The sequence below is a fragment of the Thermoanaerobacterium sp. RBIITD genome (genome assembly GCF_900205865.1).
Taxonomy (GTDB): Bacteria; Bacillota; Thermoanaerobacteria; order Thermoanaerobacterales; family Thermoanaerobacteraceae; genus Thermoanaerobacterium.
In genome coordinates this window covers 633289-655576 of sequence record NZ_LT906662.1, presented here as the reverse complement: position 1 = coordinate 655576, position 22288 = coordinate 633289, and the positions used below count along the sequence as shown (strand labels likewise).

At 33.6% G+C, this 22288-nt stretch carries 21 protein-coding genes, 3 tRNA genes and 1 riboswitch; of the genes, 19 read left to right on the top strand and 5 right to left on the bottom strand.

Translation table 11 applies throughout. The features are described from left to right. The first annotated feature begins 70 nt into the window (after window positions 1–70). Window positions 71–199, top strand: coding sequence for a hypothetical protein (locus tag CPG45_RS17865; RefSeq protein WP_255405130.1), 129 nt, complete (start codon window positions 71–73; stop codon window positions 197–199). Window positions 200–329: 130 nt separating this feature from the next. After that, complete coding sequence (locus tag CPG45_RS03180; protein WP_096230595.1) at window positions 330–1340, top strand: LacI family DNA-binding transcriptional regulator; 1011 nt, start codon at window positions 330–332, stop codon at window positions 1338–1340. 8 nt (window positions 1341–1348) lie between these two features. Here CPG45_RS03180 and nagA read toward each other — a convergent pair whose 3' ends face one another. After that, window positions 1349–2491 (bottom strand): N-acetylglucosamine-6-phosphate deacetylase, encoded by a 1143-nt coding sequence (gene nagA, locus CPG45_RS03175; RefSeq protein WP_096230594.1) that lies wholly within the window; start codon window positions 2489–2491, stop codon window positions 1349–1351. 116 nt (window positions 2492–2607) lie between these two features. Here nagA and CPG45_RS03170 point away from each other — a divergent pair, with 116 nt between their 5' ends. From CPG45_RS03170 to CPG45_RS03160, 3 genes are all read left to right on the top strand, one after another. Further along, on the top strand, window positions 2608–3285 hold the full coding sequence (locus CPG45_RS03170) for a response regulator transcription factor (protein WP_096230593.1): 678 nt from the start codon (window positions 2608–2610) through the stop codon (window positions 3283–3285). Window positions 3286–3294: 9 nt separating this feature from the next. After that, the gene (locus tag CPG45_RS03165) at window positions 3295–4689 is read left to right on the top strand and encodes a sensor histidine kinase (RefSeq protein ID WP_096230592.1); all 1395 of its coding nucleotides are present in this window, start codon (window positions 3295–3297) and stop codon (window positions 4687–4689) included. A gap of 129 nt (window positions 4690–4818) precedes the next feature. Then, on the top strand, window positions 4819–6267 hold the full coding sequence (locus CPG45_RS03160; protein WP_096233440.1) for a Gmad2 immunoglobulin-like domain-containing protein: 1449 nt from the start codon (window positions 4819–4821) through the stop codon (window positions 6265–6267). A gap of 26 nt (window positions 6268–6293) precedes the next feature. Here CPG45_RS03160 and yyaC read toward each other — a convergent pair whose 3' ends face one another. Then, on the bottom strand, window positions 6294–6818 hold the full coding sequence (yyaC, locus tag CPG45_RS03155; protein WP_096230591.1) for a spore protease YyaC: 525 nt from the start codon (window positions 6816–6818) through the stop codon (window positions 6294–6296). A 74-nt stretch (window positions 6819–6892) separates the two neighbouring features. Here yyaC and CPG45_RS03150 point away from each other — a divergent pair, with 74 nt between their 5' ends. Beyond that, window positions 6893–7564, top strand: coding sequence for a hypothetical protein (locus tag CPG45_RS03150; protein ID WP_096230590.1), 672 nt, complete (start codon window positions 6893–6895; stop codon window positions 7562–7564). 61 nt (window positions 7565–7625) lie between these two features. On the opposite strand, the gene CPG45_RS03145 is transcribed toward CPG45_RS03150, so the two are convergent. After that, window positions 7626–9995: a phosphodiester glycosidase family protein gene (locus CPG45_RS03145; RefSeq protein WP_172856465.1), complete on the bottom strand. Its 2370-nt coding sequence runs from the start codon at window positions 9993–9995 to the stop codon at window positions 7626–7628. Window positions 9996–10256: 261 nt separating this feature from the next. Here CPG45_RS03145 and CPG45_RS03140 point away from each other — a divergent pair. The 12 genes from CPG45_RS03140 (at window position 10257) to metK (ending at window position 18757) form a co-directional block, all read left to right on the top strand. Continuing rightward, window positions 10257–10332: transfer RNA gene (locus CPG45_RS03140), tRNA-Pro, on the top strand. Between the two features lie 6 nt (window positions 10333–10338). Continuing rightward, window positions 10339–10414 (top strand) — tRNA-Val (locus tag CPG45_RS03135). 63 nt (window positions 10415–10477) lie between these two features. Then, window positions 10478–10562: transfer RNA gene (locus CPG45_RS03130), tRNA-Tyr, on the top strand. A 284-nt stretch (window positions 10563–10846) separates the two neighbouring features. Beyond that, on the top strand, window positions 10847–11347 hold the full coding sequence (locus tag CPG45_RS03125) for a peroxiredoxin (protein WP_096230589.1): 501 nt from the start codon (window positions 10847–10849) through the stop codon (window positions 11345–11347). Window positions 11348–11371: 24 nt separating this feature from the next. Further along, window positions 11372–11875, top strand: a complete 504-nt coding sequence (locus CPG45_RS03120; protein ID WP_096230588.1) for a rubrerythrin family protein — start codon at window positions 11372–11374, stop codon at window positions 11873–11875. Window positions 11876–12048: 173 nt separating this feature from the next. After that, window positions 12049–13377: an electron transport complex subunit RsxC gene (gene rsxC, locus CPG45_RS03115; protein WP_231968957.1), complete on the top strand. Its 1329-nt coding sequence runs from the start codon at window positions 12049–12051 to the stop codon at window positions 13375–13377. Between the two features lie 139 nt (window positions 13378–13516). Then, complete coding sequence (locus tag CPG45_RS03110) at window positions 13517–14464, top strand: RnfABCDGE type electron transport complex subunit D (RefSeq protein WP_096230586.1); 948 nt, start codon at window positions 13517–13519, stop codon at window positions 14462–14464. Next, window positions 14454–15071, top strand: coding sequence for an RnfABCDGE type electron transport complex subunit G (locus CPG45_RS03105; protein ID WP_096230585.1), 618 nt, complete (start codon window positions 14454–14456; stop codon window positions 15069–15071). The genes CPG45_RS03110 and CPG45_RS03105 overlap by 11 nt, the downstream gene beginning before the upstream one ends. A gap of 10 nt (window positions 15072–15081) precedes the next feature. Continuing rightward, a complete protein-coding gene (rsxE, locus tag CPG45_RS03100) occupies window positions 15082–15741 on the top strand; it encodes an electron transport complex subunit RsxE (RefSeq protein ID WP_096230584.1) in 660 nt (219 codons plus the stop codon). Then, a complete protein-coding gene (rsxA, locus tag CPG45_RS03095) occupies window positions 15710–16288 on the top strand; it encodes an electron transport complex subunit RsxA (RefSeq protein ID WP_096230583.1) in 579 nt (192 codons plus the stop codon). The genes rsxE and rsxA overlap by 32 nt, the downstream gene beginning before the upstream one ends. Before the next feature lie 12 nt (window positions 16289–16300). Next, window positions 16301–17143, top strand: a complete 843-nt coding sequence (locus tag CPG45_RS03090; protein ID WP_096230582.1) for an RnfABCDGE type electron transport complex subunit B — start codon at window positions 16301–16303, stop codon at window positions 17141–17143. Window positions 17144–17321: 178 nt separating this feature from the next. After that, a riboswitch (SAM riboswitch) is annotated at window positions 17322–17423 on the top strand. Window positions 17424–17569: 146 nt separating this feature from the next. Beyond that, on the top strand, window positions 17570–18757 hold the full coding sequence (gene metK / locus CPG45_RS03085) for a methionine adenosyltransferase (RefSeq protein ID WP_096230581.1): 1188 nt from the start codon (window positions 17570–17572) through the stop codon (window positions 18755–18757). Window positions 18758–18897: 140 nt separating this feature from the next. Here metK and CPG45_RS03080 read toward each other — a convergent pair whose 3' ends face one another. Beyond that, window positions 18898–20787 carry a flagellar assembly protein A gene (locus tag CPG45_RS03080; RefSeq protein WP_096230580.1) on the bottom strand — a complete coding sequence of 630 codons (1890 nt, stop codon included), beginning with the start codon at window positions 20785–20787 and terminating at the stop codon, window positions 18898–18900. A 24-nt stretch (window positions 20788–20811) separates the two neighbouring features. Beyond that, on the bottom strand, window positions 20812–21399 hold the full coding sequence (locus CPG45_RS03075; protein WP_096230579.1) for an HD-GYP domain-containing protein: 588 nt from the start codon (window positions 21397–21399) through the stop codon (window positions 20812–20814). Between the two features lie 271 nt (window positions 21400–21670). Here CPG45_RS03075 and CPG45_RS03070 point away from each other — a divergent pair, with 271 nt between their 5' ends. After that, on the top strand, window positions 21671–22243 hold the full coding sequence (locus CPG45_RS03070; RefSeq protein ID WP_096230578.1) for a hypothetical protein: 573 nt from the start codon (window positions 21671–21673) through the stop codon (window positions 22241–22243). Window positions 22244–22288: the final 45 nt, after the last annotated feature.

The following is a 22288-nucleotide window of genomic DNA, read 5'->3' as shown; positions in this document are numbered from 1 at the left end:
ATAACATAAAATCACCATATGGCATATAATGTATTAGGTATTCCGTAGGCGAAATGCCGGGGGTGATTTTATGGAACAATTGCTAATAAAGCTTAGTGTACTTATGCTAATTGTAATAGGTGTGATATATATGGCTATATCCTTTATACCGATTTTAGTTTTAAAGGACTCAAACAAGAATGATGAGAACGATGAATAATCATTTCATCATTCTTTTTTTGTTGATTAATGAAAAACAATGTAAATTTTTGCGGAAACCTATTGACAAATTTACATTAAAAAAGTAAAATATCCATAAGGCGAAAACGATAACTTAGGAGTGATTAATAATGAATTCTACAATAAAAGATGTCGCAAGAGAAGCGAAGGTTTCTATTGCTACAGTATCAAGGGTTTTAAATAATAGCGCCGTAGTTACAGATGAAACGAAACAAAGGGTGTTGGATGCCATAAAAAAGACAGGCTATAAACCAAATGCCCTTGCAAGAAGCTTAAAAATTCAAAAGACTCATACGATAGGGCTTGTAATACCGGATATATCAAGCCCATTTTATCCGGAAGTTGTAAGGGGAATAGAGGATATTGCCAGCATGTACTCATACAATATATTCCTTTGCAATACAGATCAAAAAGAAGAAAAGGAAATGAATTATATTGAGATATTGAGAGAAAAGCAGGTTGATGGAATTATATATATGGGAGATATTATAAGGGAATCCGTAAAAGAACAGCTTCATGATGTAGGTATACCAATAGTATTAGCTGGTACTGAAGACGAAAAATTAGAATTTCCTAATGTAAATATCGATAACAAAAAAGCCTCATATGATGCTGTTAAATATTTGATATCATTAGGACGCAAGAAGATAGGAATGATTTCAGGACCATCTGATGATCCCATCGGTGGCGCTCAAAGAATAGAGGGATATAAAGAGGCACTTGCCGATAGCAAAATTAGGTTTAAACCATCACTAGTAGTTGAAGGAAGTTTCAAAGCAAGGCAGGCATACTTAGCGATGCTGAAGCTATTAGAAAATAACGTTGACGCTGTTTTTGCTGCATCCGATGAGATGGCTGCCGCTGCGATAAATGCGATATTTGACTCAGGATTTAATGTGCCTGACGATATACATGTTGTTGGTTTTGACAATACGTATCTCTCATACATGTTTAGACCGACAATAACAACGATTCAAAGACCTGCGTATGATATAGGTGCAGTAAGCATGAGACTCATGACAAAGCTACTTGCCAAGGAACCAATTGATGAGATGCATGTGATACTCTCACACCAACTTATTGTAAGAGAATCAACAGGGTATGGGGAAGAAGAAAAATAGCCGGCAGGCTATTTTTTTTCGTATACTGTTTTACCACCGACTATTGTCTTTTTAATATCTATATTTTCGTCAAAGATTATTATATCTGCATCGTAGCCTTCCTTAAGGAGACCTTTTCTATCTTGAATACCGATGACTTTTGCACTATTGAATGAAGCAAGAATGACAGCATCATACAAGGATAGATCGGTATTATCAACAATATTCTTTACTGCTCTATCAAGCGTAAGTGTACTGCCAGCAAGCACACCATTTTTAAGCCTAGCAGCGCCATCTTTGACATATACATCTTGGCCGCCGAGCTCATATTTACCATCAGAAAGGCTTGCAGCCATCATAGCATCTGTTACAAGGTTTATATTATCTATGCCCTTTTGTTTTATAAGGGTTCTTATGGCAGGGAAAACCGAATGTATTCCATCTGCAATTACCTCTGCACTTATGTCAAGGTCGAATACAGCACCAAGTGTTCCGACTTCCCTGTGATGAAATCCTTTCATCGCATTAAATACATGTGTAGCATGTGTGATACCTGCTTTAACACCAGCAACAACTTCATCGTAGGTAGAATCTGTATGCCCGGCGGAGGCAACAATACCTTTATCTTTTAGATAACTTATGAGGTCAAGTGCACCATCCATCTCTGGTGCTATTGTTACAAGCTTTACTATATCTACAAAATCTCCACACAAATTAAGAAAATTATCAATTGTAGGCTTCAAGATGTATTTTTCATCTTGTGCACCCTTTTGATGTGGATTTATGAAGGGACCTTCCATATGAAGTCCTATTATCTCGGCACCTTCAACATTGCTTTTATTATGATATACATTTTTGATAGCCTTTTTAATCTTCGTAATATCTTCCGTCATTGTAGTTGGTAAGTATGAAGTCGTGCCGTGTTTTGCTATTGTTTTTGATATGGCGTTTAAGGATTCAAAATTACCATCCATCGTATCATAGCCTGCTGAACCATGTATATGAATATCAATAAATCCTGGTGAAACATAGTTTCCATTTGCATCAATTATATCGTGAGCGTTAAATTCATTTCCGATTGCTGCAATTTTACCATCTTCTATAAGTATATTCTTATTATTTACAACTGAATTATTTAATAAAAGTTTTCCATTTATAATCAATCTTCTCATAATTTCACCCCATATAATTGTAAGACTTTTTTGGCATAAAATCAATTTATAACGTTGTCAAATATATATACAAGAATGCATAAAATATGATATACTAAACTGAGGAGGTATTTAAAGTGGAGAATATATTGATTGTTGATGATGAAGAAATGCTTGTAAAAGGGTTGAAGCTATCGCTTATACAGGAAGGATACTCCGTAGATTTTGCATATGATGGAGAAGAAGGCCTGAAAAAAATTAGAAGTGGTAATTTCGATCTCGTTATACTTGATCTCATGCTTCCAAAAATGGATGGGCTTACAGTATGTAGGGAGGTTAGGACATTCTCAAATATACCTATAATAATGCTGACTGCAAAAGGCGAGGATGTTGATAAAATTGTTGGCATCGAGATGGGGGCAGACGATTATCTTGCAAAGCCTTTCAATACGAGGGAACTTATTGCAAGGATAAGGGCGTTATTTAGAAGAACATCATCACCTTTCATAAAAAAGCAAGATGAAATAAGGCTTGGCGACCTTACCATAAATATTCCTGATAGACTTGTATATAAAAATGGCAAAGAAGTAGAGCTTACAAACAAGGAATTTGATCTATTAGCATTGCTTGCATCAAATCCTGGTAAATTGTACTCTAAAGACAAACTCATGGATTTAATATGGGGATTCGATTTCTACGGTGATACCAATACGGTTAATGTTCACATAAGGAAACTCAGAGAGAAGATAGAGGATGATCCAGCGAATCCTAAGCACATTTTTACAAAGTGGGGTTCTGGCTACTACATGAAATAAGGTGATATATTGAGTTTAAGGTGGAAAATATTTTCCGTATATTTTGTTATTCTTATTGTTTCACTTGCATCAACAGGTATTTATCTTTTTAATAATATTTATGAAAGCTATTTAAACAATGAAAGGGTTACAAATTTAACACAGGCAAATATGATTGCAAATTTAGTCTCAAATTTCATAGGGGTTTCCTCATATTTAATAGAACCTACAATTGTTGATTATTCTAAGCAGATAAACTCAAGAGTTCTATTTACGGATGTAAATGGTAAAGTGGTTGTAGACTCTGCTGGTAATGGTGAATTAGAAGGAAAGGATATAAATAGTTATAGTGATGTTAGAGCTGCATTAAAAGGTTCTGGCTCAACAAGCATTCATTACATTTCAGGCTCTGGATGGACTATGTATGCTGCCGTACCTGTCACAGCAAAAAATGACATTGTTGGGAGTATACTTTTATCGACTTCAATTGACGACGTTATGGGCTTTTTAAATACAATAAAGATGCAAATGATATATACATTTACTGCAATTGGTTCTATTGTAAGTATATTAAGCCTTATAGTTGCGGATTTCATTACAAAACCTTTAAAAAGATTGACAGATGCAACGAAAGTTATATCTGAAGGAAAATTTGACTATAAAGTAAATATAAAGGGAAGTGATGAGATAGGCAAACTTGCCGAGTCCTTTAATGAAATGGGAACAAAGCTTATGAAGATAGATGATGAAAGAAAGAGATTCGTGTCAGATGCATCCCATGAATTAAAGACACCTTTAGCAGCTATAAAGGCCCTTGTAGAACCACTTATATCAAATGAAAATATTGATATATCTTTGTACAAAGAATTTCTGAGGGATATAAATGATGAAGTAGACAGGATGACGAGGCTTGTCAATGAACTTTTAGTTTTAGCCCGCATGGATAAAATTAATTCCATAAAAAACAAAACAGAAAATATTAGTGAGATAGCATATAATGTCATAGAAAACCTCGAAGCTATAGCAAAAAATAAGGGGGTATCTCTTGTATTCGATAGTGATGAAAAGATTTTTGCAGATGTTGATGCAGATAGGTTTTATAGGATGATTTACAATGTAGTAGAAAATGGTATTAAATATACTCCTGAAGGCGGTTCGGTTACGCTTAAATTAAGCTGTGACGACAAAAATGTATATATCAAAATAGCTGATACCGGCATTGGTATCAGTCAAGAAACATTGCCAAAAGTTTTTGAAAGATTTTCAAGGGGTGATACAGCAAGGTCTCAAAAGACTGGAGGATTTGGACTTGGACTTGCAATAGTAAAAGAGATAGTAGACCTTCATAAAGGTCATATAGATGTAAAAAGTACAGTTGGGAAAGGTACTGAATTTGACATAACAATTCCGGTTAAAAATATTTAGCCCGAATAATATTTATTCGGGTGTACATAAAAAATAGGGTATTAATAAAAATTTAAAGAAATTTTAAGGTTTTATTAATACAACTGTAATAATGGTGCTGTATCATATAATTAAGGAGGGGAATTAATGATGAAAAAAACGATACTTATTGTGATATTGATTGCGGTAATTACATTATCAGGATGTTTTACGAAGCCAAAAACAGAAAAAAATGCCCCCATAAGTCCAAAAGCTACAACACAAGAAGCAAAAGAAGTCTCACTGTACTTTTTGAATGATAAATTATCCGGGTTGAATATGGAGACAAGAGGCGTATCTAAAAATGCAGATTTATTAAAACAAGTTATATTAGAGTTAATAAAGGGACCTACCGATCAATACTCGAAACCTGTAATTCCGGATGGTACCAAGCTTATATCGGTACAGCTAAAGGATACTACGGCATATGTAAATTTGTCGAAGGATTATATATCTGGAGCGAATGTTAATGATAATGTAGCTAAATATATGGTGGCAGCACTTGTAAATACACTTACAGGTTTACCGGATGTTGATAGTGTCCAAATATTAGTAGAAGGCAATAAGGTGAATTCTATTTATGGATACAAAATCGGGTTAGATCCTTTAAAGAGAATGGTTTTAACTGGTGAAGTTTATATAAATAAAGATAGAGTTAAAAAATTACAGGAAAATGTCAACCTAGGGAAAGAATCATGGAGATTAGATCCTATTAAGGTCATGCAGCAAGAAGGTGGAATAGTAGGTTTTTCAAAGGATGATAATTTCTCACTTGAAACAAGAAAAGACGGTATAGCAATGATAAATGCAACACATGAAAATAAATCGTATCTTGTAACGCTTATTCAACCAGATGGGGATAAGGAGAATAATATCTGGACTATAAGTGATGTTAAGGCGAAGTTTACCAAGATACCAGAGGCAGATCCGACAAAAGGTGAAACATTTGTCTATGGAATCGTAAAAGCTATAAACTATGATACAAGGGTAGTAACTATTGAAAGGGAGTATCAGGATACACAAGACATGAATAATAAAGTTGGACCTGATATAAAAATATTACCTGACGCTATCATACATTTTCAGGCAAAAGTTGGATTTGATAGTCAAAGTGGATATAAATACTCAGAAAAAGACATAAGCTTTTCAGATATCAAAGTCGGTGATGAATTAGGAATGATTCTTACAAAAAATAAGGATGCAAGAGCCGTCATCGTATCAGATAAAAAGAGCATCACAACTGCGAATAATCAAGATGCCAATATCATAGTTGTATCACCGATGAAGAATAATAGTGTATCAAGTCCAATTAAAGTCGTAGGAAAGGCGAGGGTCTTTGAGGGCAGTGTAAGCATAAGATTGCTTGATGAGAAGGGAAACATTATAGCTCAAGCATCTGCCCAAGCAAGTGCAGGTGCACCATCTTGGGGAGATTTTGAGGCGGATATACAGTATAAACCACTATCAAATGAACAAGATGGAACACTTCAGGTCTTTTCAATAAGCGCAAAAGATGGATCTGTACAAAATCTAGTATCAATACCATTGCACCTTAAATAAAATAATAACTCTGGTTTTTGCCAGAGTTATTTGTTTATCATTGTTTTTAGGTATAATGCTCTTTGAAGGCTTAGCGCTATTATTTCAGCCATCTCAAATACAAAACCAAGCCTTGTATTATGTACCGGGACAATGTCATATACATCGATTATGCCTATAATAGATATGTCTCCAACAGGTGGCAACATCTTTCCGACGCCTTTACCCGGGTATATTGGAGATTTTTTTACTGAGATTTTGCCTATGCTATCCTTATCACCAAGACAAGCATCGACTGCAATAATATTGCTGTATGGATGCTTCTTTTTTATATATGTAACATTCTCTTTTAGATTTATTGCGTGAACGGGTCTTTTTAATGTGCCGTAAACATTTATTCCCCTTACGATTTTTGATAGCATATCACCTACAATAGGGCCTAGTGAATCACCTATGCACTTATCGGTTCCAATGCACAAAAATACAGAATCAAAACTTAAATATTCAGTTAAATATGTTGATAGTAAGTTTATTGCATTTTCGTCATCATATCTAATTCTCAATTCTTCCATTAAATCTGCCCCCCAATATTGTATTAAAATTTACTCCTTAAGCAATAATAAGATTGTCTGAAGGGAGTGATCGTGTGAAGAAAATAATTACATACAATTTCATCATGCTTGTAGTAACTGCTGTCAGTATTATATTTATGCTAAATCTCCAAGTTAAAGAACAACAAACAATACATGATGTAGTAAAACCACAAAATACTACATATACGCAAAATTCAAATGAAATTGGTTGGCAAAATCATTTACCACTAACTGTATTTAGCGGTATATACGACGAGACTCTAAACCAAGACATTAAAGATAAAAAAGTAGTCGAAAACAAAAAAAACGATATTCAAAAAGATGTGAATAAAGATGATAATAAAAAACAAAGTGACTACAGAGACTTCAAAGAGGAAATGCTTCAAAAGTTAATTCAACAAAGAGAGAGGAATTATGAAGAAAGCACAAATAAAAGCGAGACAAAAAGTGTAAATTTAAACAGAGTTGTTGTAACACCAGAGAAAATACTAAAAGTTCAAAGAGAAATGGACTTCGAGAAAAAGTCAAAAGCAATAGGACTGCTAGTTAAACTCGGTCCATCTGGATTGGGTGAAATAATGAAGATGTCACAGGATGGAGTAACACCTGCAGAAGGCTACAGGATGATGGACATCTTAAAAGAACATTTATCAGATGATGAGATAAAATTTTTGAAAGATATTGTCAGTGAGTATTTCCTTGATGAGGCAAACAAAAACCAATAAAAAAGCGCTTCACTTTCGAAGCGCTACGTTTTTTAAAGATGAATTATTTTATTTCCAATCCTTATCTTGAAAATAAATTTTTATTCTGATAGTAAACATCTTTGCCATTTACCATTATAGATATGTACCTGGCATCATTGTATATATCCATTTTGCCTCCGCCTACATTTGTACCATATGTTGTTATATACCTTATATTATCATTTAATGTCGTATAGAAAGAATTTTTGCTATTATATATTATCCATACATTTTTTCCTGTATTTTGCATAAATTTATTTAGAGTATTTTCAAACAATGTTGCTTCTCTTACATCTTTAAAACCATCGTCACCCCAAATAGGTCGCGGTAAAATCACAAATAGATTATCACATTTTACATTATTTAAAGTGCTTAAAAACCAATTCCATTGGTTCGGATCTGATGCAAGCAAACCTCCATTGTTATCATTCAAAGTTATAAAAGTAGAATTCTTAAAATCATAAACACCATAGGTACTTTCTGCTTTTATATACTTTATTTTTAATGAGTTTAAAACCTTGTCGTTGACATTTCCGGTAAAAACTATAAGCGGATAATCCTCATTGGCTGTTTCTGTAGCCTTTAGTGAAATTTGCAATCTCAAAAGTGTATCATAACTTGTATCACCGTAAACCATAAATTTAAATGAATTATCTGTGTTATTTATTGGTACATCCTTATTGCCTTTATCATTAGACAAAAAATCAATTGGCTTCGGCAGTATTGATGTATCAAATTGAGAGCCTTGACCTACTTTGACGGATAGATTTCCTATTTTACCATTAATATTTGCAGAAATTGCACCCATAACATCAGCATTAGAAGCTTTAAAAATGCCTTTATCGATATAACCTACATTATTGTACACAGTCCATTTTATATCGCTATCTTCAATAGATGCTCGATAACCATTCAAATCTTTTCCTGTAACATCGACTTTTGTAGTACTGCCTTTTTCAGCATTAATTGAATATGGATTAAATCTAATATCAGCTAAGGTCTCTAAGGCTTTTATTTTTAGTGTTCCCGTTGCATCCCCAATTTTAGCAGTTATGACGCCATCACCTGAACTTAATGGCATAAAGGTATTTCCATCAAATGTACCCATAATACCATTTATTGAGAAAGATACACTTTTTGGATCTACATTAACTGGGTTTAAATTATCATCATAACCCTTTATTTTAATAGTTCTATGTGTACCAACAAATATGTTTGTACTTGTAGCTTCAAGCTTTAATGCATAAAGGTTACCCTTTGCTGCTGTATTGAATACACCAACTCCATTAGCAACATTTCTTTCAAAGCCTTGCACATTATTTTGAAGCCTTGCTTTGCTATCACCAAGTTCCCTTATAGCCATTTGTGTCGAGCTACCGCCATCTAAGTTCATTGCTTCATATGCTCCGAGGTTCAACATAAGTTCCGCCAATTCTCTTTCTGTCATTCCCCTTGTATTGGCCTTATCAACTGTTGCGATTATGATATGTTTTTTGTCCTGTGTATAACCTATTGATGTTCTTGCATAATTTCCGTCTACATTGTCTGTAAAATTAGGTGCTACTGTGCCATTTGATACAAGAATTGTCCCTCCACTTATTGCCATTTTAAAATTATCAAATGGTGGGTTTGTAGATATATTTTTTATTACCATATCACCCGTCTTAAGATTTAGCAATGATTTACCTACATCACCTGATGCACCTATAACATAACCGCCATCAGGTATTGAAACTGATCCTTTTCCTTGTCTTACTTCCATGACTTTGCCATCATTGCCTATGACAACTTCTACTAGGTCTTTGAATGCATTGTTAGCACCAGGTGAGAAAGCATTCCAATCTTTTGTGAAGATTGCACAAGAAGTTTTATTGTTTAAAGCACCAATATTATTTAAAGCGCTGATGGGGATCACTGTTGCATCAGGTAATTTTATATTTAGTTCCTTACTCTTCCAGTAATCAATTGATGGAATATTATTTTTATCAATGGCAAAGGTTGCAAATTTTGAATCATAATATGGGATTGTCATTAGCTTCCCATCTTTAACAGAAGCACCAAGTATAAACCCTTGTTTTGTGTCAAAAAAATCGCCATTTACTGCAGCTATAGCTCCATTGCCATTTGCCATACCTTCAACATTCATTCTGTTTTTAAAACCTGAGGGATTAAAAATTGTCGACAGTGCTGTGTTTTTATCATTTAAGTCAATATTGAGGACATTTACATTGATGAAACCCTCTGTCGTAAAATATGTAATATTTTTTTGTGTTACACCTTTACTTAAAACATGTTCAATTTCTGATTTATTTATTATCGTGTAAGCATTTACCTTTACACTCGGCATAAATATAGATGATGTCATCAATATTGACGCTATTCCTATGTTTATTGCTATTTTAATTTTCAAATATATCCCTCCTAAAATACTTTAATATGATATTTTTATATATATCCTAAATTTATCTTTTTCATATTACGGTCATGTTAAAAAAAACATGATAATATAGTATTGCCACTCTAGTAAAACTTAATACTAAAGAAAAAACAGAGTATTATTGAAAAATATCAAAAAAGACGGAGATATTTGTTTTAAATCGCCGAAATAAGGCTATAATAAATGTTGTGTAAATGCTTATTTTCTACTATAATCAAATATGTCGCAAGACGCCGGGGTGTAGCGCAGTTGGTAGCGCACGTGCTTTGGGAGCATGGGGTCGGGGGTTCAAGTCCCTCCACCCCGACCATATTGTGGTCGTATAGCTCAGCTGGGAGAGCACCTGCCTTACAAGCAGGGGGTCATAGGTTCGAGCCCTATTGCGACCACCATTTATTTTATTTAAAATCTTAGGTTTTTGAATAATAACTTAATGGTGTATAATAATAAAATATGGAGGGATACCCAAGTGGCTAAAGGGGGCAGACTGTAAATCTGTTGGCTCGGCCTTCGATGGTTCGAATCCATCTCCCTCCACCATATTATAAGGAGACCGTTTAGGTCTTTTTTTATTGCAATTTTTATTTAGATCATTGTTTTAAATAAACCTGTGTGTATTTATATAGTCGAAAATAAATTATAAAAAATTTTAATAAACATATTGACATGGAAAATATATGATGTATAATAGAACTTGTAAAGGGAAAATAATTATTAATAGATAGATGGTATTTAATAGTGATACTTATCCCTTTTAAAATTACATATCATTATCAAATTTAGGTTAAATGAGTAAATAAAAAATATTAAAAGAGGTGTTACATATGTCATTGGTAGGCAAGAAGGCTCCAGATTTTAAATTAGACAGCACAAAGGGGCAGATATCCTTAAGTGATTATAAAGGTAAATGGGTTGTACTATTCTTTTATCCACTTGACTTCTCATCTGTATGTTCAACGGAAATACCAGAGTTTAATAAAAGAAAAGCTGATTTTGATAAGTTAAATGCAGAGATCTTAGGTATTAATACAGATAGTATATATTCACACAAAGCTTGGATCGATAGCCTTGGTGGCATTGATTACCCTTTAATTTCGGATTATAATAAGGAAGTTACAAAACAATACGGAATTTTAATGGAAGATGCTGGCATTGCGCTAAGAGCAGCATTTATTATCAACCCGGACGGTGTAGTTGATTATGAAGTTGTACATGAGCCAGTAATCGGTAGAAATGCCGATGAAATATTAAGAGTGCTAAATGCACTTCAAACAGGTCATGCTTGTCCTGTAGGTTGGAAACCTGGGGACAAGGTTTTAGACTAAAAAATTTAAGGAGGAGAAATTGAAATGAGAGAAATGACAAAAACCAATCTAAGTGCAGCGTATGCTGGTGAAAGCCAGGCACATATGAAGTATCAGATATTTGCAGATGTAGCAGAGAAGGAAGGCAAACCAAATATAGCAAAACTTTTTAGAGCTATATCATATGCAGAAAGAGTACATGCAACAAATCATTATAATACGCTTGGTGAAGTTGGAGATACAGTAGCAAACCTTGATAAAGCAATAGCTGGTGAGACATTTGAAGTAGAAGAAATGTATCCGGCATATAAAGCAGTAGCAGATTTACAGGAAGAAAAAGGCGCAAATAAGAGCTATAATCATGCATGGGAAGCAGAAAAATTACATGCACAAATGTACAAAGATGCAAAGGAAGCAGCTTTAAAGGGTGAAGATATAAAGATTTCAAAAGTATACATTTGTCCTGTTTGCGGTTATACTACGATTGACACAGTACCGGAGAAATGCCCGGTTTGTGGTGTACCAAGAGAAAGATTCATAGAATTCTAAAATAATACTATTCTAATCCCCGATACTAAAGAACCCCTAAATTAGTGCTTGAAGATTTTCAAGCACTTTTTTTTGTTATTTAAATAACAATGAAGGATATTTCGCTATAATGTCGAATTTATATTATAATATCGGTAAATTATCGATTCTAATTTGCGTAAAAAGAGGTGTAATTGTTGGAAGCTCGAGTATATACATTTATTGGTGGTATACATCCCAAATATAAAAAAGAATTATCAAGCTCAAATTTTATTGAAGAATATTTGCCAAAATCAAAGGTTATTATACCTTTGCAGCAGCATATAGGTGCGCCATGTACTCCATTAGTAAAAATTAATGACTATGTGAAAGTTGGACAAAAGCTAGGTGAAGCAAATGGTTTTGTGTCTGCACCAGTACATTCTAGTGTGTCTGGAAAGGTAGTTGCTATAGAAGATAGACCATCACCTGGAGGTAAATTAACAAAATCAATCGTAATTGAATCAGATGGTGAATTCATTTATGATGAAAGTGTTAAGCCAAAAGAGGATGTAAATAATTTAAAACCTGAAGAAATACGTGATATTGTTAGAGAAGCGGGAATAGTTGGTATGGGCGGTGCTACATTCCCCACAATGGTAAAGTTAAATCCGCCACCAGATAAAAAGATTGATACAGTTATCTTAAATGGTGCTGAATGTGAGCCGTATTTAACTGCTGATCATCGCCTGATGTTAGAACGTGCTGTGGATATTGTATACGGTATGAGAGTAATAATGAAAGCATTAGGTGTTTCGAAAGGCTATATCGGAATTGAAGATAATAAAGTTGATGCCATAAACGAGATGAATAAGGCTTGCAAAGAATATGATGGCATTGAAGTCGCTGTTTTAAAGACGAAGTATCCGCAAGGTTCTGAAAAGCACATAATAAAAGCGATAACAGGAAGAGAAGTACCATCAGGAAAATTACCGGCTGATGTTGGTGTTATAGTCGACAATGTTGGAACAGCTTGTGCTGTATCAGATGCTATAAAGCTTGGCAAACCACTTATTGAAAGAGTCGTAACTGTAACAGGTGAAGGTGTTGAAAATCCCAAAAATCTCCTTGTAAAGATTGGTACACCATTTAAGGAACTTATTGAATACTGTGGTGGTTTTAAAGGAAATCCTGGTAAAGTGATATCTGGTGGACCTATGATGGGAATCGCCCAGTATTCGCTTGACGTACCAGTAATCAAAGGTACATCAGGTATCCTTGTATTTCCTGAGGATATATTGACACTCAAAAATCCAAAACCTTGTATAAGGTGTGCAAAATGTGTTGATGCATGTCCTATGAATCTATTGCCATTATTTATCAGTGCATATGCACTTAAAGATGACTTTGAAAAATGTGAGGAGTACCATGCGGTTGATTGCATAGAATGCGGAAGCTGCTCATACGTATGTCCTTCAAAAAGACCACTTGTGGAGTCTATTAGACTTGCAAAGCGCGAGATTCTAAAAAGGCGCAAAAAGTAGAAATCAAAAGGAAAGGTCTTTCGTAAGATATGTCATAATAGGCGAAGCTCTTGAGTCAATGAATCTCAAACACTAGTAAAATACTTGTAAGATAATTATTATAATCATGAAAATACTATATTCGACTGGAGGTCAAAAGATGGAAAATAAACTTTATGTCACGTCATCACCACATTTTAGAACAGATGATGATGTGCAAAGGATAATGCTTGATGTTATCATAGCATTAATTCCTGCGTTAATTGCCGGAATAATTTTTTTCGGATTACGCGCATTATTTATAACACTGACATGTGTTGTATTTTCAGTTGCAACAGAGGCTATAATTCAAAAGCTGACACATAAAGAGATAACAATAAATGATTTTAGCGCAGTTGTTACAGGAATACTTTTGGCATTTAATCTTCCTGTTACTATACAATGGTGGATTGCAGCGATTGGATCAATTTTTGCAATTGCCATTGTAAAACAAATATTTGGCGGACTTGGGTACAATTTTATGAATCCTGCATTGGCTGCAAGGGCATTTTTGCTTGCATCGTGGCCTGTGCCTATGAGCCATTTTACAGTTGATGGTGTAGCAAGTGCAACACCTCTTGCTATTATGAAAGGCATAGAAGCATCAGGGAAATTGCCTTCACTGTGGAATATGTTTATTGGCGCAAAAGGCGGTACAATAGGTGAAGTATCTATTTTAGCCCTATTGATAGGTGCAGCATATCTTCTATACAGAAGAGTCATCACATTAAGGATACCATTAAGCTATATATTGACTGTTGCTGTATTGACGTGGGTACTCGGAAAGAATGGCGTATTTACCGGTAATCCTTTGTACCATATCATGGCTGGCGGATTAATTCTTGGCGCCTTCTTCATGGCGACAGATTACCCGACATCGCCGGTGACACCTAAGGGGCAGATTATCTTTGGCATTGGTTGTGGCATACTTACATCTGTTATTAGGCTATATGGTGGATATCCAGAAGGTGTGTCATATTCGATACTCCTTATGAATATAGCAACACCCCTCATCGATAAATTTACAGCACCAAAAGTTTTCGGGGAGGTAAAAGCAAATGGAAAATAAAAATGATATCTTGAAGACCGGAATAACCCTTTTATTGATTACAGGCATTGCTGCAATAGTACTTGGATTCTTTAACTATATAACAGAAAAGCCTATAGCAAAGCAGAAAGAAAATACAAATATGGAAGCAATGAAAGCAGTGCTTAAAGCTGATCAATATACGAAAATTGATTTAAGTAAATACAATTTTAAATTTGATACTTCTGGTGATCCTAAATTATCGCCAGATCCAAAGTTAATAGAAGAAATAAATGAAGGAAAATCCGGCGGCAATGTCTCAGGATATGTTATTAAAGTTGCACCGCAAGGATTTAGTGGACCTGTAGAAGAGATGATTGGTATAGATAAAGAGGGGAAAATTACAGGTATAACGATAGTAAATCAGTCAGAGACACCTGGACTCGGAGCAAAATCAATTGATCCAAATTGGAATAGACAATACAAAGATAAAAAAACAGATAAAGATTTGACAGTCGTAAAAACAGCTCCAAGTCAGGATAATCAGATACAGGCAATAACAGGTGCTACAATAACATCAAAGGCTGTAACAAAGGGTGTTAATACAGCTATTGAAGCATTTAAAGTTATTGCAGGATCGAATAGGTGAGGTGATTTTAATGGGTATATTTAATACATTTAAAAATGGTTTATGGAAAGAGAACCCTACTTTTGTACAGGTAGTCGGCATGTGTCCGACACTTGCAGTTACGACGGCTGCTATTAACGGCATAACGATGGGTATAGCAGCGACATTTGTGCTTTTCTTTTCAAATATATTGATATCTTCTTTGAGAAAAGTTACACCTGATAAAATTAGAATCCCTATTTTTATCGTTGTTATTGCTACATTTACAACAATAGTTGGCATGCTTATAAAGGCGTTTTCACCGGCCCTTGATAAGGCGCTTGGCATATACATTCCACTTATAGTTGTCAACTGTATTATTATGGCAAGAGCTGAAGCCTTTGCATATAAAAATACGATAGCCCATGCTGCTGCAGACGGCCTTGGAATGGGATTAGGTTTTACATTAGCCTTATTTATATTGGGTTCAATAAGAGAAATAATTGGAAATGGTTCTATACTTGGGGTATCATTATTTGGACCGCATTTCCAACCGGCATTAATATTTATAATGCCACCAGGTGCGTTTATTACACTTGGTCTTCTACTTGGATTTTTCAGGCTGATGGAAAGTATTCAAGAAAAGAGAAAAGAGAAGGCCTTAGCTGGAGGTGTAGCACATGCTGACAAAGCTTATACTTATTCTGATTAGTTCAATACTCGTGAATAACTTTGTACTTGTAAGGTTCCTTGGCGAATGCCCATTTCTTGGCGTCTCCAAAAAAGTTGAAACTGCGCTTGGAATGGGGATAGCTGTTACATTTGTTATGACTATAGCTTCTGCTATTGCGTATCTTGTTTATTATTTGATACTTGTTCCACTAGGTTTATCATATCTTGAAACGATAGCGTTTATATTAGTTATAGCGGCACTTGTACAATTTGTTGAGATGGTTATAAAAAAATCCAGCCCTGCACTATATCAGGCACTAGGCATATATTTACCACTTATAACGACAAACTGTGCGGTACTTGGTGTTGCATTATTAAATGTTCAGTCGAACTATAACTTCATTGAAACGGTTGTAAATGGATTTGGCTCTGCCGTCGGATTTACACTTGCAATTGTTTTATATGCTGGAATAAGAGAAAGGCTTGAGCTTGCTCCGATATCAAAGGTATTAGATGGGTTTCCTATTGCACTTATTGGTGCAGGACTTTTATCAATCGCTTTTCTCGGCTTCCAAGGATTAATATAGGGGGTGTAGGATGTGAGCGGAATATTACCATATTTGCTTTTACCATTTGTTAGCCTTGGAGGAATGGGACTAATTTTTGGGCTAGTACTTGCATATGCATCAAAGAAGTTTGAAGTAAAAGTCGATCCGAAAGAAGTAGAAGTGAGGAATGTTCTTCCAGGTGCAAACTGCGGTGCATGTGGATTTCCAGGTTGTGATGGATTTGCACATGCAGTAACATCTGGCAATGCACCTGCAAATGGGTGTAAAGTCGGTGGTGCACCTGTTGCCGAGAAAGTAAGTGCGATTCTTGGTATTGCTGCAGACATAGATGAAAAAAGACTTATTGCCTTTGTAAAGTGCAATGGCACAAGAAATAATGCAGTTGAAAAATATAGATACTTTGGTATAGATGATTGCCGTTCTGCGGTACTGTACCAGGAGGGTGCAAAAGGATGCCGGTACGGCTGCCTTGGACTTGGAACCTGCGAGAAATCATGCCCTTTTGATGCCATACATGTAAGCAAAGATGGTGTTGCTGTTGTCTATGAAGATAAATGTACAGCTTGCGGCATTTGTGTAGACGTATGCCCTAAAAATATCATCGAACTTGTAGATGCAGATAGCGAGGCAAGGGTAATATGTTCAAACACAGACAAAGGAAAAGATGTAAGACCAGTATGTTCTGTTGGATGTATAGGATGCAAAGCCTGTGAGAGAGCATGTGAATCAGATGCTATACATGTTACAAATAATCTTGCAAAGATCGATTATAACAAATGTATATCATGTATGGCCTGTGTAGAAAAATGTCCTGTTGATGCGATATATCCATTTAAGGCAAGCTTAGTATTAGACAAACTTAATGCAGTATAAAATTAGGATATTTAATGTATCAAATGTGTGAATATTGATTTTTAACCGGCTTGATATTGAATATCATCAATTTACTAATTTGAATTAATATCAACCATTCACATATGATATGTATTGATTATATATTTGACTTCTTTTGTATACTATGTTATTATATTTAAAGTTAAATAGCGAAGAACTCTTATCAAGAGAGGTGGAGGGAAGAGCCCTGTGAAGCCCGGCAACCTGTCAAATGACAAGGTGCTAATTCTCGCAGAAGTTTTCTTCTGAAAGATGAGGGTAAAAAATACCTCTTCTTTTGGAGAGGTTTTATTTTGCTCTGGGCTTATTAATTAAAAATATAGGCTTTCAATTATTAAAACCTAAAAACCATATAGAAATGTAAGTGTTCGTATTATTGAACCCTAAAAGAAAGGAATGAATGAGATGAGAAAGTTTTTTACTTCAGAATCTGTTACTGAAGGGCACCCAGATAAAATATGCGATCAGATATCAGATGCAATTGTTGACGAGATATTACAAAATGATCCATATGCGAGAATAGCCTGTGAAACAGCTGTAACAACGGGAATGGTTTTGGTCATGGGCGAAATAACTACAAAATGCTATATTGACATACCAAAAATAGTTAGAAAGGTTATTGAAGATATCGGATATACTCGTGCAAAGTATGGCTTTGATGCCGATACGTGTTCGGTACTTACATCCATTGATGAGCAATCACCGGATATAGCACTTGGCGTTGACAAAGCATTAGAAGCAAAAAAAGGCTTGTCACATGATGACATAGAAGAACAAGGTGCAGGTGACCAAGGTATGATGTTCGGTTATGCTTGCAATGAAACACCAGAGTTAATGCCGCTTCCTATTTCACTTGCACATAAACTTGCGAAAAAACTTTCAGAAGTAAGAAAAAATGGCACACTAGAATATTTAAGGCCAGATGGAAAAACACAAGTAACAATAGAATATGTCGATGACGTACCCAAAAGGGTCGATTCAATAGTTGTATCGACACAGCACTCACCAGATGTTGATCATGATAAAATAGAGAAGGATATCAAAGAATATGTCATAAAACCCGTTGTTTCACCTGAGATGATAGATGAAAATACAAAGATATTTGTAAATCCGACGGGAAGATTTGTAGTTGGCGGTCCGCAAGGTGACAGTGGACTCACAGGAAGGAAAATCATAGTTGACACATATGGTGGATATGCGAGACATGGCGGTGGAGCATTTTCAGGCAAAGACCCTACAAAGGTTGATAGATCAGCAACATACGCTGCAAGGTATGTAGCTAAAAATATAGTTGCTGCGGGACTTGCTGATAAATGTGAAGTACAATTAGCATATGCTATAGGTGTTGCTACACCACTAGAAGTAAATATAGATACATTTGGCACAGGCAAAATTCCCGATGAAGATATATCTGATATTGTAAAGAAAGTATTTGATTTAAGACCAGCTGCAATTATAAGGGACCTTGATTTAAGAAAGCCTATATATAGACAAGTTGCCGCATATGGCCATTTTGGAAGGACTGACCTCGACCTTACCTGGGAAAGAACTGATAAAGTAGATATCTTAAAAAAACTTGCCTTCAATAGATAAATTTTAAGCCCGGAAGTAATCTCCGGGCTTTCGGTTTTTTTTATATATTTATAACCGCATTTAATTTCGCTTCGCTAACTTTATTATATCACATTTTTTATGATAATAAAAGCATTATGTTTTAATAGTTCTAAAGATTTTTATTTTTGATTATTGTATACTTTTGTATTATGATCGATTTTAATTGTTGCATTATCATAACAAAAACTTGTACTAATTTTTCCGTTCTTATCAATAACTTTACAATATGTTGGAATACCTGCAGGTGAGCCTACAATACCCAATTTCATTTTTTTACCGGCTATTAATAATCCTCCTCTTACAATACTTGAAGGCTTATGAAATATTATTGAATATTTCGCAATAATTTTGCTTTGAAAAGAACCATTGCCGGTAGCATAAACACTTCCATTTGATAAAATTAGGGAGTTTTGAGCATAATTAAAGATTATGTTACCATATTTGCTATATGAATTTTTTAATAATAAAATAAAATTATCAAGCTCTTTGTAGAGCGTGTTTAGTTTTAAAAGTGCAGAATCAGGTACAAAATTACTTATGCTAAAAAATGTTATTTTTATTTTTTTGACAAACAGTGATATTTCTTTTTTTTCTTCGCTTTCTAATAAACCTATTATATTTTCAATTTCATCAATTTTTGATAAAACTTTAGAGCTATAATCAGATATTATTTTTATAAATAAAGCTCTTTTTTTAATATAATTAAAATCTTTTAAAGAGCCAAGACTTTTAATAATTTCTCCTAAATAACTCAAAATAGATTCAAATGCCGGTGATATTGTGGTATGTATCAATATATTTGAACCAGCAATTATCTTACTATTAATAGCGTTGCTTAAAATTTTAATATTGCCACTTGCCTTAATAGTGCAATGTAAGGCATTTCCATATATAATAATATCTCCTTCTGAAATTACTTTCATATTATCAAGAACGTCACCTTTTATTATAACATCGCCATCAAAATATATATTTCCTGTTTCAGTACTTACATTATTAGAAATAATCAATATCGGAATAACAGATATTTCACCATTTTTTAATATTGGTCGGCCAGAGGATACTGCTATAATTTTTGTACCATTATCTAAATAAGAAGTTCCTTTTCCAGAAGTAAAAGGAATATCTCTACCAGGTTTAGCTTTGATTATTTTTCCTGTTATTGTAATGCCATCAATACCAGGCAAAGGCGGCAATGTTTTTACAGCGAGTAAATCACCAATTTCTACGGTTGGAATGATAGTATGATCATATAGATTTATATCATTTTCTGTTAAAAATTCTGGGTTGCGGTAGGGATGGTTTTTAAAGTAATATTGTACTTTAGCATCTTTTCCGTTAATTGGTTTTTTGCCTTTGGCTACTATAGAAGTACCACCATAAGGAGAATTAATCAAATTATATATAGCCTTTTTGTCAATAAAATCAGGCATAATTTTTAACTCAATCAACTTATTATAGCACTTGTCAAAATCAATTTTTGGAACAGGTATTTCTTTAAAATCCAAAAACATATTAAGATTTAATACTTTACATTTTGGAACATCTTTTATATAAAAAGTTTTACCAGGGCTTTTTTTAATTATTAATTTTGCTTCTAATTCATCTTTTGATAACTCTACATCTATTTCTACAGAAGGTTGTATGTTATTATATATTAATTCTATTTTATCTTCTTCTTTAACTTTAAAAATTCCATTCATTTTTATGCTATTTTTGTAAATGTCGACATTTGGGTTATTGGCAATAATTTTTGCATAGTTACTGCAATTAACAGGATTTTTAACTGTAAGTTTTCCTGAAGATATTTCAATATACCCATCTTTTATATAATTTTGTTTTTCATTAATTATTTTTTTTAAAACTACTTTATATGTACCTTTTAGTTTAATAAATCCCAATAATTTTTTAGCAGGTGAAATGGTATAGATTTCGAAATCTTTTTTTGATCCAAATGAATCTATAGCAATTTGAGATGCTTCTTCTAAGCTGTTTGCCTTTATAATCATCGAAATCACCTGTTTTAATAAAATTTATATAATAAATATTCTGTTACTCTTTTTATTTAGAACAATATTTTCGAGAGTTGTTACTATAATTTGATTGTATTTTTTACCGGAGTTTTTTAAATCTTGTATTGCTTCATAGAAGTTTTTTAACTTTTTATTAGTATATGACCTCTCATTTGTCATAGCATCAAAAGAATCACAGACCGCAATAATTTGAGCACTGAAAGGAATATGCTTAATACCATATGGATACCCTGAACCATCTAACCTTTCATGATGATACAAAACTGCAGGTACTAAATAAATAAGGGGAGGAAGAGTTTTTAGTATATTAGCACCATAATCAGAATGTAATTTAATTAAGTCATATTCAGCATCTGTAAGTTTTTCTGGTTTTGTCAAAATAGTAATTGGTATCATTGTCTTTCCTATATCGTGCAGTAAACCACCCTTATAAATATAAAGTTGTTCACTTCTTTCTAATTGAATAATTTTAGATACCTTAAAGGATAATTTTGCAACTCTGATACTATGTAGATATGTTTCAATATGATAATTTTTTAAAGCATTTAAAAGATGTAATATAATTTTATTTTCTGTATAATGATTCATAACTCTTTTTTCCTCTTTTCGACACTGTTTTTATTAATATAACATAAATCGAGTTAATAGTCAAATTATGGCAGATATGTTACAAAATTTCAAAAAAAAAAAAAAAAAAAAAAAAAAAAAAAAAAAAAAAAAAAAAAAAAAAAAAAAAAAAAAAAAAAAAAAATTCAGAAAAGTGTTGTAAGGATTTAAAATATACCGAGATCTTGACTAAAACAAAATTTCCTTTATAATATAAATAGGAACTAATGTTCGTATAAAAGGAGAAATGAAAATGAGAGGCATTGAAATACCTGATATATATCTTGCAATTTTACCTGTTTATTTAGATGAATATGGAAATGGAACAGAGCTAATTAATATTGATGGCAAAACTACATATATAAAATGTAGGGTAAAAAGCTGTTTAAATAAGACATTAAAGAAATATGCAGTTGATATAAACGCAATAAGGGAAAAGTACGCAAAAAGCCTTGGAATAAGAAATGCCTTCCCAATTCCACTTGCACAGGATTTCACTTTAATACAATTAAAAGCAAGGATACCTAGAGTGGAGAAAGATACGGCATATGGATATGTATATTTTGAGAAAATAAGTAAAATCATCGAAAATGGTGCCTTTTGTACGATTTATATTGGTAATACAAGCATACAGATACTACAAAAAAAGGCATCGATAGAAAGACATATGAGAAATGCTTCTATGATGAAAACATTTTTTACTAATTTAAAGTCGTTAAATAATATTAATGATAAGGCGATGTATAATCTTCCTGCAACAAAAGCGGATATCGCACTTATATACGAAGAATTAGTCAAGATAAAATTTAGAATCGAAAAGATGTGATTTATACTTCAAATAATGACTAAAATAATGTACAATATTAATTGA

What these genes read in the sequence shown, in the direction of transcription:
- CPG45_RS03070 (WP_096230578.1), top strand. Translation starts at nt 21,671, where the DNA reads ATGAGAGGCATTGAAATACCTGATATATATCTTGCAATTTTACCTGTT.
- CPG45_RS03110 (WP_096230586.1), top strand. Translation starts at nt 13,517, where the DNA reads ATGGAAAATAAACTTTATGTCACGTCATCACCACATTTTAGAACAGAT.
- yyaC (WP_096230591.1), bottom strand. Translation starts at nt 6,818, where the DNA reads ATGGAAGAATTGAGAATTAGATATGATGACGAAAATGCAATAAACTTA.
- CPG45_RS03160 (WP_096233440.1), top strand. Translation starts at nt 4,819, where the DNA reads ATGAAAAAAACGATACTTATTGTGATATTGATTGCGGTAATTACATTA.
- CPG45_RS03125 (WP_096230589.1), top strand. Translation starts at nt 10,847, where the DNA reads ATGTCATTGGTAGGCAAGAAGGCTCCAGATTTTAAATTAGACAGCACA.
- CPG45_RS03180 (WP_096230595.1), top strand. Translation starts at nt 330, where the DNA reads ATGAATTCTACAATAAAAGATGTCGCAAGAGAAGCGAAGGTTTCTATT.
- CPG45_RS03075 (WP_096230579.1), bottom strand. Translation starts at nt 21,399, where the DNA reads ATGAATCATTATACAGAAAATAAAATTATATTACATCTTTTAAATGCT.
- CPG45_RS03120 (WP_096230588.1), top strand. Translation starts at nt 11,372, where the DNA reads ATGAGAGAAATGACAAAAACCAATCTAAGTGCAGCGTATGCTGGTGAA.
- rsxE (WP_096230584.1), top strand. Translation starts at nt 15,082, where the DNA reads ATGGGTATATTTAATACATTTAAAAATGGTTTATGGAAAGAGAACCCT.
- CPG45_RS17865 (WP_255405130.1), top strand. Translation starts at nt 71, where the DNA reads ATGGAACAATTGCTAATAAAGCTTAGTGTACTTATGCTAATTGTAATA.
- CPG45_RS03105 (WP_096230585.1), top strand. Translation starts at nt 14,454, where the DNA reads ATGGAAAATAAAAATGATATCTTGAAGACCGGAATAACCCTTTTATTG.
- rsxA (WP_096230583.1), top strand. Translation starts at nt 15,710, where the DNA reads ATGCTGACAAAGCTTATACTTATTCTGATTAGTTCAATACTCGTGAAT.
- metK (WP_096230581.1), top strand. Translation starts at nt 17,570, where the DNA reads ATGAGAAAGTTTTTTACTTCAGAATCTGTTACTGAAGGGCACCCAGAT.
- CPG45_RS03080 (WP_096230580.1), bottom strand. Translation starts at nt 20,787, where the DNA reads ATGATTATAAAGGCAAACAGCTTAGAAGAAGCATCTCAAATTGCTATA.
- nagA (WP_096230594.1), bottom strand. Translation starts at nt 2,491, where the DNA reads ATGAGAAGATTGATTATAAATGGAAAACTTTTATTAAATAATTCAGTT.